General features: G+C 73.1%; 11 protein-coding genes and 1 riboswitch. Of the genes, 6 read left to right on the top strand and 5 right to left on the bottom strand.

What is annotated here, in order from left to right; translation table 11 throughout:
* Positions 1-77: 77 nt before the first annotated feature.
* A riboswitch (cobalamin riboswitch) is annotated at positions 78-149 on the bottom strand.
* An 80-nt stretch (positions 150-229) separates the two neighbouring features.
* From N912_RS0128960 to N912_RS55370, 3 genes are all read right to left on the bottom strand, one after another.
* On the bottom strand, positions 230-1,048 hold the full coding sequence (locus tag N912_RS0128960; protein WP_051580943.1) for an SAM-dependent methyltransferase: 819 nt from the start codon (positions 1,046-1,048) through the stop codon (positions 230-232).
* A 43-nt stretch (positions 1,049-1,091) separates the two neighbouring features.
* Entirely contained in the window at positions 1,092-2,198 is a 1,107-nt protein-coding gene (locus N912_RS0128955; RefSeq protein ID WP_245645458.1) for an NAD(P)H-dependent flavin oxidoreductase, read from the bottom strand.
* 64 nt (positions 2,199-2,262) lie between these two features.
* Positions 2,263-3,144 carry a TIGR03564 family F420-dependent LLM class oxidoreductase gene (locus N912_RS55370; protein WP_245645456.1) on the bottom strand — a complete coding sequence of 294 codons (882 nt, stop codon included), beginning with the start codon at positions 3,142-3,144 and terminating at the stop codon, positions 2,263-2,265.
* Between the two features lie 69 nt (positions 3,145-3,213).
* Between N912_RS55370 and N912_RS0128945 the strand changes: the two genes are divergently transcribed.
* A complete protein-coding gene (locus N912_RS0128945) occupies positions 3,214-4,071 on the top strand; it encodes a PaaX family transcriptional regulator (RefSeq protein ID WP_028925134.1) in 858 nt (285 codons plus the stop codon).
* A 24-nt stretch (positions 4,072-4,095) separates the two neighbouring features.
* On the opposite strand, the gene N912_RS0128940 is transcribed toward N912_RS0128945, so the two are convergent.
* Together N912_RS0128940 and N912_RS0128935 are read right to left on the bottom strand one after the other, a co-directional pair.
* A complete protein-coding gene (locus N912_RS0128940; protein ID WP_028925133.1) occupies positions 4,096-4,509 on the bottom strand; it encodes a RidA family protein in 414 nt (137 codons plus the stop codon).
* Positions 4,506-5,267, bottom strand: coding sequence for an SDR family NAD(P)-dependent oxidoreductase (locus tag N912_RS0128935; protein WP_245645455.1), 762 nt, complete (start codon positions 5,265-5,267; stop codon positions 4,506-4,508). Before N912_RS0128935 ends, N912_RS0128940 begins: the two co-directional genes overlap by 4 nt.
* A 76-nt stretch (positions 5,268-5,343) precedes the next feature.
* Here N912_RS0128935 and N912_RS0128930 point away from each other — a divergent pair, with 76 nt between their 5' ends.
* From N912_RS0128930 to N912_RS0128910, 5 genes are all read left to right on the top strand, one after another.
* On the top strand, positions 5,344-7,695 hold the full coding sequence (locus N912_RS0128930) for a bifunctional salicylyl-CoA 5-hydroxylase/oxidoreductase (RefSeq protein WP_028925131.1): 2,352 nt from the start codon (positions 5,344-5,346) through the stop codon (positions 7,693-7,695).
* A 30-nt stretch (positions 7,696-7,725) separates the two neighbouring features.
* The gene (locus N912_RS55365) at positions 7,726-8,244 is read left to right on the top strand and encodes a GNAT family N-acetyltransferase (RefSeq protein WP_051580941.1); all 519 of its coding nucleotides are present in this window, start codon (positions 7,726-7,728) and stop codon (positions 8,242-8,244) included.
* A gap of 91 nt (positions 8,245-8,335) precedes the next feature.
* On the top strand, positions 8,336-9,973 hold the full coding sequence (locus N912_RS0128920; protein ID WP_028925130.1) for an AMP-binding protein: 1,638 nt from the start codon (positions 8,336-8,338) through the stop codon (positions 9,971-9,973).
* A 10-nt stretch (positions 9,974-9,983) separates the two neighbouring features.
* The gene (locus tag N912_RS0128915; protein WP_028925129.1) at positions 9,984-11,567 is read left to right on the top strand and encodes a phytoene desaturase family protein; all 1,584 of its coding nucleotides are present in this window, start codon (positions 9,984-9,986) and stop codon (positions 11,565-11,567) included.
* A complete protein-coding gene (locus N912_RS0128910) occupies positions 11,564-12,679 on the top strand; it encodes an LLM class flavin-dependent oxidoreductase (RefSeq protein ID WP_028925128.1) in 1,116 nt (371 codons plus the stop codon). Before N912_RS0128915 ends, N912_RS0128910 begins: the two co-directional genes overlap by 4 nt.
* Position 12,680 lies beyond the last annotated feature (1 nt).

Genomic DNA, 12,680 nt, shown 5'->3' with positions numbered 1-12,680 from the left:
AGAAGAACGAGCGGTGACGTCATGGCGCGGTACCTCCTCGGGCTGGCGCGGCCCAGCGGCGGTGGCACGGCGGGGAGAGGACTGGCTGCCGGGCCGTGTTCGGCCCGGTCACAGTGGCGCGACCGCCCCGGACTCTCACCGGGTTCCCTCGCCCGCCGTCGGACCAGCGCAGCCTAACCCGTGAGTGGCTAGGGCCGCTATGACGGCCCTAGCCACTCACGGGTCGCGACTAGGGCTTACGTGCCACGGCGCCGTAGCCGTGCACCGGTTCCGGGGCCGCGCCGTTCCCGTCCGGCTCGGGGCGCCACCGGGTCAGCGTGACCAGCCCGGGGTCGAGTATCCGCAGGCCCTCGAAGCACCGGGTCAGCTCGTTGGGGCTGCGCAGGACGTAGCGGACCGCGCCGGTGTTGGCGTACGCCTCGCCGGCCCGCACGATCTCCCGGCTGGTGTTGGTGCCGTCCCAGAGCGCCAGGTAGCTGCCGGACGGGACCGCGTCGACCACCCGGGAGACGATGGACAGCATCTCCCGGTAGTCGGCCACGTGCCCGAGCACGCCCATGAACATGACGGCGATCGGTTCGGCGAAGTCCAGCACGCCCCGGGCCCCCGCGATGATCACATCGGGGTCGTGGAAGTCGGCGTCGACGTAGGCGGTGGCGCCCTCCGGGGTGGTGCTGGTGAGCAGCGCGCGGGCGTGCGCGAGCACCATCGGGTCGTTGTCCACGTAGACGATCTTCGAGCCGGGGGTGACGCCCTGGGCGACCTCGTGGGTGTTCTGCATGGTCGGCAGGCCGGTGCCGATGTCCAGGAACTGGCGGATGCCGCACTCGCCGGCCAGGAACCGCACCACGCGGATCAGGAACCGCCGGGACTGCCTGGCCAGCGGGACGATCCCGGGGTCGACGGTGATCCAGGCCTCGCCGGCCTCCCGGTCCGCGGGGTAGTGGTCCCTGCCGCCCAGCCAGTAGTTCCAGATCCGGGCCGAGTGTGGGACACCGTTGATCTTGGCGGCGGCACGACGTGGGTTGTCGCGCGCTGTGTAGGCCACTGTGTGATCACACCCCTCCGAGATCCGCCGGAGCGTAGCCGATCTACGTCGGGGGGAGGAGGGCGGAGGCGTCGCGCCACATCCGGGTGATCACCTGGGCGGCCGGCTCCTCGGTGGCCAGCGCGGCGCCCTGGCCGGCCCAGTGGTTCGAGCGGTCCAGACCGGCCTGGCCGGCGGGCTCGTCGGGCAGGCCCCGGCGCCACTGGGTGAGCAGCCGGCGCTGCTGCGGGTACGGCGCGGGCGTCGGCGCGCCGGGCTCGGACCAGGCCAGCACGTACGGCGTCGGCGCCGCGCGGCCCAGCCGGCCGGAGTAGGCGCGGGTGGTCACCGTGGCCTCCGGCGCGAGCCCGTCCAGGGACGCCGACCAGCCCTTGCTGATCCCGGTCTCCGGGCAGCGCAACAGTGCGGTGCCGACCTGCACGGCGCTCGCGCCCAGGGTGAGCGCGGCGGCCACGCCCCGCCCGTCGGCGATCCCGCCGGCCGCGACCACCGGCACCCGCAGCCCGTCGACCAGCCGGGGCAGCAGTGCGAACAGCCCGACCTGGGTGCGCTCGGCGGCGTCCGGGTCGAACGTGCCCCGGTGCCCGCCGGCCTCCATGCCCTGCGCGACCACGGCGTCCGCGCCGGCCTCCTGCGCGGCGAGCGCCTCGTCCAACGTGGTGGCGCAGGCGAACCAGGAGATGCCGTGTTCATGTATCCGCCGCACGTAGTCGGCGTCGAACAGGCCCATGATCGACGAGATGACGGTGGGCCGGGCCTCCAGCATGGCCTCGCACTGCTGGTCGAACACCGGCCCGGCGCCGGCCTCGGTGCTGGTCTCGGTGCCCGGCTCGCCGAACCGACCCAGGAAGTCGCGGGCCGCGTCGATCCGGGCCTGGTCCTCGTTCGGCGGGTCCGGGATCCAGATGTTCAGCTGAAACGCGCCCGACGATCCGGCACGGAACCGCGCGACCCAGTCCGCGATGCGCTCCGGGCCGTCCAGCAGCGCCCCGTCGCCGCCCATGCCGCCGGCGGACGCGACGGCGATGGCCAGCTCGGGCGGGCACGCCCCGGCCATCGGGGCCTGCAGGATCGGAACCTCCAGCCCGAACCGCTCGCAGAACTCCCGCACCCGCGCCCGCGCACCGCCGCCCATGTCCGCCCTCCTCACGCTTGCGGACCCTACGCCGGCCTCGCGCCGCCCGTCCGGACCGACTCGCGGCGCAGCGTGGCCATCAGGTCGAGCGTCCTGGCCCGTTCCGCGTCGTCGCCGAGCGCGTTGACCAGCAGCTCGGTGGCGCCGCCTCGGCGTAGCGGCGCACCACGCCGGCGACCGCGTCCTCGTCGCCCACCGCGATCGTGTCCGCCACCCCGGGGGTGCCCTGCCGGTCCAGCAGCGCCCGGTAGCTGGGCTGCTCGCCGGCCGCGCCCAGCCGGGCCGCCAGCTCGCCGCGCAGCTCCTCCGGCCGGGCCGTGACACCGGCCAGCAGCGAGGCGACGACCCGTGGCGCCGGCCGCCCGGCCGCCCGCGCCGCCTTCGTGATCGCCGGCACCACGTGCTCGCCGATCGTCTCGGGCGTGGCCCAGACCGTCACCGTGCCGTCCGCCAGCTCCCCGGCCAGCCGCAGCATGACCGGCCCGAGCGCGGAGATCAGCACCGGCGGCGGGGCGGCACCGGGCACCTCGACCCGGCCCGAGGCGGCCAGCGTCTCGCCCCGGTAGTCGACCTGCTCGCCCCGCAGCAGCGGCCGCAGCGCGCCGAGGTACTCCCGCACGTGTCTGGCCGGCCGCTCGTACGAGTAACCGAACCCGCCCTCGATGATCGACGGATGGCTCGGGCCGACGCCCAGCACCAGCCGGTTCCCGATGGCCGCCTGCGCGGTCAGCGCCTGCCCGGCCAGTGCCAGCGGATGCCTCGGGTAGGTCTGCACCACCGAGGTGCCCAGCTCGATGTCCGGCACCCGCTGCCCGACCAGGGTGAGCACCGTGAGCGCGTCCCACGCGGTGAGCTGGGCGAAGTACGCGCTGTCCAGCCCGGCCCGCGCCGCCCCGTCCACCTGGTCGGTCATCGCCCGCAGCGTCGTCCCCTCGGTGACGACGAAGATCCCGATGCGCATGTCCGGGTCAAAGCGCCCGTGCGCGGCGGTATTCCCGGCCGCCGCCGGCCGGCCCGATATCGTGGCGGCGTGACGACCGAAACGGTCAGTGGTGACGAGGCGGACACCGCCCGGCGCAGCACCCAGCCGCGCCAGCTGATCGTGACCGTGTACGGGCTGTACTCTCGGGAGAGCGGCGGCTGGCTGTCGGTGGCCTCCCTGGTCAGCCTGCTGGCCGAGCTCGGGGTGGACGAGCCCGCCGTCCGCTCGTCCATCTCCCGGATCAAGCGGCGCGGCATACTCCAGGCGCGCAAGGAGGGCGGCGCGGCCGGCTACGAGCTGTCCGCCGAGGCGGTGGAGATCCTGCGCGAGGGCGACGAGCGGATCTTCCGGCGGGAGCGCGCGACGCTCGGCGACGGCTGGGTGCTCGCGGTGTTCTCGGTGCCGGAGTCCGAGCGGCACCGCCGGCACGTGCTGCGCACCCAGCTCACCGCGCTCGGCTTCGGCACCGCCGCGCCCGGGGTCTGGGTGGCGCCCGCGCACCTGCGCGCGGCCACCACCAGCATGCTGCGCCGCTACGACCTGGACGCCTACGCCGAGGTGTTCCACGCCGAGCACCTCGCGTTCGGCGACCTCACCGACAAGATCGCCCGTTGGTGGGACCTCGACGAGCTGCACCGGCTCTACGAGGAGTTCCTGGGCGAACACCGCGCCAAGCTGACCAGATGGACCAGGCCGGACGAACGCCCGGACGAACGTGACGCCTTCGTCGACTACGTCCGCGTCCTCACCGACTGGCGCCGGCTGCCCTACTGCGACCCCGGCCTGCCCGCCGAACTACTTCCGCCCGACTGGGCCGGCGCCCGCGCCGCCGACCTGTTCTTCTCGCTCAAGACCCGCCTCGAAGCCCGCGCCCACGCTTACGTTTCCGCAGGTCACCGCCCGTGAGTGGTTAGCGTTGTCATAGCAACGCTAACCACTCACGGGTTCTGACCAGGCGATTCCTTGGACTTCGACCAGGGCCTCGGCGTCCCAGAGGCGGGCCACGCCGATGCCGGCCATGGCGGGGTAGTCGGTGCCGACCAGGGTGCGCCACACGGCGCCGATCTCGCGGGCGTGGCGGCGGTAGTCGTCCATGTCGACGATGTAGACGGTGAGCTGGGCCAGGTCGGAGGGGCGGCCGCCGGCCTCGGTGAGAGCGGTGAGCAGGTTGGACAGGGCGCGTTCGAACTGTTCGACTATGCCGCCGGTGATGATCTTCCCGTCCCGGTCCAGGGCGGTCTGGCCGGCGAGGAATATGACCCGGCCGGGGCCGGTCGCGGTGATCGCGTGCGAGAAGCCGGACGGCCGGGCCAGCGCGGCCGGGTTGATCCGTTCGAGCGTCATGACTGGACTGCCCCTCCGTCGACGTTGATGCCCTGGCCGGTCACCGCCGCGCTGGCCAGGCAGAGCTCCACGGCGTCCGCGACCTCGCCGGGCGTGATGAGCCGGCGGATCGGCTGGCGGCGTTCGAGCGCCGAACGCGCTTCGGACTCCGAGCGGCCGGTGCTGGCGGTGATGGTGGCGATGGTCGCGGCGGTCATCGGCGTGTCGACGTAGCCGGGGCAGACCGCGTTGACGGTCACGCCGGTGGTGGCCAGCTCCGCAGCGGCCGACCGGACCAGGCCGAGCACGCCGTGCTTGCTCGCGGTGTACGCGCAGACGTACGGGTCGCCGCGCTTGGCCGCCATCGAGGCCACCACCACGACCCGCCCCCAGCCGCGCTCGACCATCGCGGGCACCGCCCGGCGCAGGAACCGGAACGGCGCGGTCAGGTTCACCTCGATCGCGTCGCGCCACTGCTCGTCCGTGGTCCTGGCGACCGGCGCGGACGTACCGACCCCGGCGGCGAGCACCAGCACCTCGACCGGCCCCCACTCGCGCTCGACCCGCTCGAAGACGGCGTCCTCGGCGGCGGGTGCGGTGACGTCGGCGGGGACGACGAGCGTCGCCCCCGGCAGCTCGGCCGCCGTGGCGGCCAGGTCGGTCTCGGTGCGGGCGGTCACGGCGACGCGGTGTCCGGCCGAGGACAACCGGACGGCGATCGCCCTGCCGATGCCACGCCCGGCGCCGGTGACCAGACAGGTCCGGGATGTTGGCGCCACCCCGGCGATCTTACGGATTCTTGACGGTCGTAGCAAACACAACATATCCTCGGCGTGGCGGGGAGGTGCTGTCGACATGCGGATTGCTGTCATCGGGGGCGGGCCGGCGGGGTTGTACTTCGCGGCGTTGGTCAAGCAGCTCGGGGCTATTGACGGGGCGCGACACGACGTGACCGTGTGGGAGCGCAACGCGGCGGGGGACACGTTCGGCTTCGGCGTGGTGTTCTCCGACGAGACGCTCGGCGGCATCGAGCACGCGGACGTCGAGGTGTACCGCGCGATGCGCCGCGAGTTCGCCCGCTGGGACGACATCGACGTGCACTTCGCCGGGACCACGTTCACCTCCGGCGGGCACGGTTTCGCGGCGCTGAGCCGGGTGCGGCTGCTGGACATCCTGCGGGCGCGGTGCGGGCGGGTCGGCGCCGGGGTGCACGTGAGCACCGAGGCGCCCGACGCGGCGACGCTCTCGCGCGAGTACGACCTGGTGGTGGCCGCGGACGGGGCGAACTCGCCGACCCGGGCGCGGTATGCGGACGAGCTGGGCGCGAGCGTGGAGACCCGCCGCTGCAAGTACATCTGGCTGTCCACCGACCGGGTGTTCGACGCGTTCACCTTCCACATCGCGCAGACCCCGCACGGGATCATGCAGATCCACGGCTACCCGTACAGCCGCACCGAGAGCACCTTCATCGTGGAGCTGCACGAGGACGTGTGGCGCCGCGCGGGGTTCACCACGAAGGAGCTGCCGCCGGGGGCCAGCGACGAGCGGTCCATCGAGATGATCAAGGAGCTGTTTCCCGAGGTCCTGGACGGCTACCGGGTGATGGCGAACAACTCGAAGTGGCTGAGCTTCGGCACGGTGCGGTGCGAGCGCTGGCGGCATGGCAACGTGGTGCTGCTCGGGGACGCGGCGCACACCGCGCACTTCTCCATCGGCTCGGGCACGAAGCTGGCGATGGAGGACGCGCTGGCGCTGGCCGCGTGCCTGCACGAGCATCCGGACGTGCCGACCGCGCTGGAGGAGTACGAGGCCGAGCGGCGGCCGGTGGTGGCGTCCACCCAGCGGGCGGCGCAGGCCAGCCTGGAGTGGTTCGAGAACATCGGCCACTACGTGCACCAGGAGCCCGAGCAGTTCGCGTTCAACCTGCTCACCCGCAGCCGCCGGGTCACCTACGACAACCTGCGGCTGCGCGACCCGGAGTTCGTCGCGGCCACCGACTCGTGGTTCTCCGGCGGTGCCGAACAGCCGACCCCGCCGATGTTCCACCCGTTCCGGCTGGGTGAGCTGGAGCTGCCGAACCGGGTGGTGGTGTCCGCGATGGACATGTACTCCGCGCGCGAGGGCGTGCCCACCGACTTCCACCTGGTGCACCTGGGCGGCAAGGCGCTCGGCGGCGCCGGCCTGGTGATGACCGAGATGGTCTGCGTCTCCCTGTCCGGGCGCATCACGCCCGGCTGCGCCTGCATCGACACCCCCGAGCAGGAGGCGGCCTGGCGGCGGGTGGTCGACTTCGTGCACGAGCACAGCGCCGCGAAGATCGGCATCCAGCTCGGCCACTCCGGGCGCAAGGGCTCGACGAAGCTCATGTGGGAGGGCATCGACCAGCCGCTGCCGGCCGGCAACTGGGAGGTCGTCGCCCCGTCGCCGCTGCCGTACGCCCCGGAGAACCAGACCCCGCGCGAGCTGAGCGTCACCGAGCTGGCTGAGATCAAGGCGCAGTTCGTGGAGTCCGCGCGCGCCGCCGCCCGCGCCGGCTTCGACGTCCTCGAACTGCACTGCGCGCACGGCTACCTGCTGTCCTCGTTCATCTCCCCGCTGACCAACCGCCGCACCGACTCCTACGGTGGCTCGCTGGCCAACCGGCTGCGGTTCCCGCTGGAGGTCTTCGACGCGGTCCGCGAGGCGTGGCCGTCCGAGCGCCCCATGACCGTGCGGATCTCGGCCACCGACTGGTACCCCGGCGGCCTGGACGCGGACGAGGCGGTGGAGGTGGCGCGGGCGTTCGCCGAGCACGGTGCGGCCGGCGTCGACGTCTCCACCGGCCAGGTGGTCTCCGAGGAGCGCCCGGCGTACGGCCGCAGTTACCAAACCCCGTACGCCGACCGGATCCGCAACGAGGTCGGCCGCAAGTACGGCGTCGCGGTGATCGCCGTCGGCGCGATCTCGTCCTACGACGACCTCAACTCGATAGTCCTGGCCGGCCGCGCCGACCTGTGCGCCGTCGGCCGCACCCACCTCTACGACCCGCAGTGGACGCTGCACGCCGCCGCCGACCAGGGCTACACCGGCCCCGGCGTGACCTGGCCCAAGCAGTTCGCCGCCGGCAGCCGCAAGCCCCAGGCCGGCCGCGCCGAGGAACCCCGCCCCCGGCTCGAACTGATCCGCTCGCGCGACCACGGCACCGCCCACGCCCGCTGGCGCCCGTGACACCGCGTGATCACACCTAACATCGACGACGTGACCGTTCCGGGGGACGAACTCCATTTCCGCCGCGCGGACGAACACGACGTCGACAAGGTTCTCGCCGTCCTCAACGACGCGGCCCGGTGGTTGCACGAGCGCCAGATCCTTCAGTGGCCCGAACGCTTCGAACCGCACAAGGTGCTCCCCGGCATCGCCGCCGGCCACACCTGGCTGGCCGAGCGCGGCGACGAACCGCTCGGCACCCTCACGCTGACCTGGACCGACCCCCTCTGGACGGCCGACGGCCGCGCCGGCTACGTGCACCGGCTCGCCGGCCGCCGCGACGCCCGAGGCCTCGGCGCGCGCCTGCTCGCCTGGGCCGGCGAGCAGTCCCTCCGCCATGCCCGCGAGTTCCTGCGGCTGGACTGCGTCACCACCAACCACCGGCTGCGCGCCTACTACGAACGAATCGGGTTCAGCTACCGCGGCGACGTCGAGTTCCCCGCCCGCGACGCCCGCCTGATCAGGCTCAGCCGCTACGAACTGGCCCTCGGTCCCACGAGGCCCATATAGCGATCTGTTGACTGTCGTCACGAATGAGGGATACTGGGTCGGCTCCGCCGCGCCGGCGGCACCCCACGTCGACCACAGGCAGGTGCTGGTGATGCAGCTGTCCCCCTCGGTGCATCTGGACACGTTCTGCCGGGATCGCCTCCCGCCGTCCGGGCAGTGGCCCGAGATCAGCTTCGACCTCCCCGAGCTGCGCTACCCGACGACGGTCAACTGCGCCGTCGCGCTGCTCGAGGACACGATGGGCGTACACGGGCCCGACCGCCCGTGCCTGCGCGCGCCCGGCGAGACCTGGACCTACCGCGAGCTGTCGCGGGCGTCGAACCGGGTGGCGCGGGTGCTCACCGAGGACTTCGGGCTGGTGGCGGGCAACCGGGTGCTGCTGCGCGGGCCGAACAACCCGTGGCTGGTGGCCGCCTGGTTCGGGGTGCTCAAGGCGGGCGGGGTGGTGGTCACCACGATGCCGCTGCTGCGCCGCAACGAGATCGCCGTGATCGCCGAGGCGACCGACCCGGTGCTCGCCATCTGCGACGAGCGGTTCGCCGAGGAGCTGGACGCCGTCGAGCGCACCACGATGGCCACCGTGCTCTACGGCGGGTCGGACCCGGACGACCTGGTCAACCTGTGCGCGGGCAAGGACGGTGAGTTCGACGCGGTGGCCACCGCCGCCGACGACGTGGCGATGCTCGCCCCCACGTCCGGCACGACGGGCACGCCGAAGATCACGATGCACTTCCACCGCGACGTGCTGGCCATCGCGGACACGTTCGGCAAGTACGTGGTCAAGGGCAACGCCGACGACGTCTTCACCGGCACCCCGCCGATCGGGTTCACCTTCGGGCTCGGCGGGCTGGTGGTGTTCCCGCTGCGGTGCGGGGCGTCCACCCTGCTGCTGGAGCGCGCGAGCCCGACCGAGCTGGCCGACGCGATCGCCGAGCACGGGGTGACCGTGCTGTCCACCGCGCCGACGGCGTACAAGGCGATGCTGGCCGCGGGCAAGGCGAAGGAGCTGACCGGGCTGCGCCGGTGCGTGTCCGCCGGCGAGCACCTGCCGAAGGCGGTGTGGGAGGACTTCCGGCGCCAGACCGGCGTGCGGATCATCGACGGCATCGGCGGCACCGAGATGCTGCACGTGTTCATCTCCGCCGCCGACGGGGACATCCGCCCGGGCTCGACCGGCATCGCCGTCCCCGGCTACCGGGCCGCGATCCTGGACCACGACGGCAACGAGCTGCCGGACGGCACCCCCGGCCGGCTCGCCGTCAGGGGGCCGACCGGCTGCCGGTACCTGGACGACGAGCGCCAGCTGGTCTACGTCGACGGCGGCTGGAACATCACCGGCGACACCTACGTGCGGGACGCCGACGGCTACTTCTGGTACCAGGCCCGCAGCGACGACATGATCATCTCCTCCGGCTACAACATCGCCGGCCCCGAGGTGGAGGAGGCGCTGCTGGGGCACCCGGACGTGGCCGAGGCGGCGGTCGTCGGCGCCCCCGACGAGGAGCGCGGCATGATCGTCAAGGCGTTCGTGGTGCTGGCCGACGCCGCGAGCCCCGACCCGGCGAAGGCCGCCGAGCTGCAGTCGTTCTGCAAGCAGGCGATCGCGCCGTACAAATATCCGCGAGAGATCGAGTTCATTGACGCGCTGCCGAGGACGAGTAATGGCAAGGTGATGCGCTACGTGCTCCGGCGGCGGCCGAGGGCCGTCACGCACCCGCCAGTGGCCTGAGAGGTAGCGGATGACCGTCGATGCGGTGGTGATAGGCGCGGGCATCAACGGGCTCGTCGCATCGGCGGAGCTGGCGAAGGCGGGGTGGTCGGTCGCGCTGGTGGAGGGCGGCGACCGGCTCGGCGGGTTCATCGCCACCGAGGAGCGCACCCTGCCGGGGTACCTGCACGACACGTTCTCGTCCTGGCACCCGCTGTTCACCTCCGGGCCGGCCTACGCCGCGCTCGGCCCGGACCTGCACCGGCACGGGCTGGAGTACCGCAACACCGACGGCATGGTCACCGCCAGCGTCGCCGACGACGGCCGGTGCGTGATCGCGCACCGCGACCCGGCCGCGACAGTCGCCGGGTTCGCGCACGAGCGGGACCGGTCGCGGTACCTGGCCATGCTCGACGCGTTCGGCCGTACCGCCGGGCAGGTCGGGGCGCTGATGGGCACCGAGCCGCGCTCGCCGCGCGGTATGAGGGCCGCGCTGGGGCTGCTGCGGAAGGTGCGGGCGCGCGGCGCGGAGCGGATGCTGGTCGACCTGGCCACCAGCGGGCGGGGGTACGGGCGGCGGGAGTTCGACGGCTGGGAGTTCGACCAGCTCTGGGCGCCGTGGCTGCTGCACGCCGGGCTGGCGCCGGACCAGGCGGGCGGCGGGTTCATGCTGCCGGTGCTGGCGGCCACCATGCACGGGTTCGGCCTGCCGGTGGTGGCCGGCGGGGCGGGCCGGTTCGTGGCGGCCTTCGCGGCGCTGCTGGACGAGCTGAAGGTGCAGGTGGAGCCGTACTCGACGGTCACCGAGATCCTGGTCGAGGGTGGCCGGGCGGTCGGCGTCCGGCTGGCCTCGGGGCGCGAGCTGCGCGCCGAACGGGCGGTGATCGCCTCGGTGACCCCGACGGCGCTGTACGGGCGGTTGCTCGGGGGCGGCGTTCCGGCCCGCGTGGTCGAGGCGGCCGGGCGGTACCGCTACGGCCGGGGCGCGATGCAGGTGCACGTGGCGCTGTCCGGGCCGCCGGCCTGGCGCGAGCCTCAGCTGTCACAGGTGCCGCTGATCCACGTCTCGGACGGCTCGGGCAGCACCGGCATCGCGTGCGCGCAGGCCGAGGCCGGGCTGCTGCCGTCCCGCCCGACGGTGGCGGTGGGCCAGCAGTTCGTGCTCGACCCGTCCCGGGTGCCGGACGGCGCGGCCGCGCTGTGGCTGCAGCTGCAGGAGGTGCCGTCCCGGCCGGTCGGGGACGCGGGCGGCGAGATCGCGACCGGAGGGCAGTGGTCCGCGTCGGTCGGGCGGGCGTACGCGGACCGGGTGCTGGCCAGGGTCGCCGAGCACGCGCCCGACCTGCTGGCCAAGGTGCGGGCGGTGGACGTCATCACCCCGGCGGACCTGGCGGCGGCGAACCCGAACGCGGTCGGCGGCGACCCGTACGGCGGCTCGTCCGAGCTGGACCAGAACCTGTGGTGGCGGCCGTTCCCGGCGGCGGCGTCGCACCGGACGGCGGTGCCCGGGCTGTGGCACATCGGCGCGTCCACCCACCCCGGCGCCGGGCTCGGCGGCGGGTCCGGCCACATCGTCGCCGCCACCCTGACCCGAAGCTCCAGGAGGCGCCGGTGAACACACTGACCGACGGCAGGGACTTCAAGCTCGGGCTGTTCTCGCCGAACTGCTCCGGCGGGCTGGCGGTGACCAGGGTCCCGGAGCGGTGGAGCGCGAGCTGGGCGGACAACCTGGCGCTGGGCCGGCTGGCCGACGAGGTCGGGATCGACTTCATCCTGCCGATCGCCCGGTGGATCGGCTACGGCGGCGAGACCAACTTCCACGAGGGCGTGCTGGAGCCGATCCCGTGGGCCGCCGCGCTGCTGGCCAGCACCCGCCGCGTGGTCGTGTTCGCCACCGTGCACACCGCGTTCAACCACCCGGTGGTCAGTGCGAAACAGCTCGCCACCATCGACCAGGTGGCGGACGGGCGGGCCGGGGTGAACATCGTCGCGGGCTGGAACCAGCCGGAGTACGAGGCGATGGGCGTCGAGCTGCCGTCCAGCCACGACGACAGGTACGCGCTGGCGCAGGAGTGGTTCGACCACGTCCGCACGCTGTGGACCAGGGAGGGACGGTACGACCTGGACGGGCGGTTCTTCTCGCTGCGGGGCGTGGAGTCGATGCCCAAGCCGGTGCACGGCGCGCTGCCGGTGCTCAACGCCGGCTCCAGCCCGCAGGGCCGGGACTTCGCCGCCCGCAACGCCAACTTCGTGTTCACCATCATCGGCGACGCCGACGAGGGCGCGAAGGTGGTCACGCAGCTCACCGAGACGGCCCGCAACGTGTACGAGCGGTCGGTGGGCGTGATGTCGCCGGCGCACGTGGTCTGCCGGGCCACCCGCGCGGAGGCCGAGGAGTACCTGCGCTACTACGCCGAGGAGAACGCCGACTGGGACGCGGTGGACAACCTGATGCGGCTGCAGGGCATGCACGCGCAGTCGTTCACCAAGGAGATGCTGGCCACCTTCCGGTCCCGGTTCGCCGCCGGGCACGGCACCTGCCCGCTGATCGGCAGCCCGGACGACGTCGCCGACGAGATCGAGCGCTACGCCAAGGCCGGGCTGGCCGGCATGACATTGTCGTTCGTGGACTACGTCGGCGAGCTGGAGCACTTCGCCGCCGAGGTCATTCCCCGGTTGGAAGCCAGAGGCATCCGCATCCCCCGCCAGTCCCTTGAAGGAGCCTGAC

The organism is Actinospineispora acaciae DSM 45401 (assembly GCF_000620785.1).
Classification (GTDB): domain Bacteria; phylum Actinomycetota; class Actinomycetes; order Mycobacteriales; family Pseudonocardiaceae; genus Pseudonocardia; species Pseudonocardia acaciae.
The sequence above is the reverse complement of the archived record's forward strand: the minus strand, read 5'-3'. Positions and strand labels throughout refer to the sequence as shown.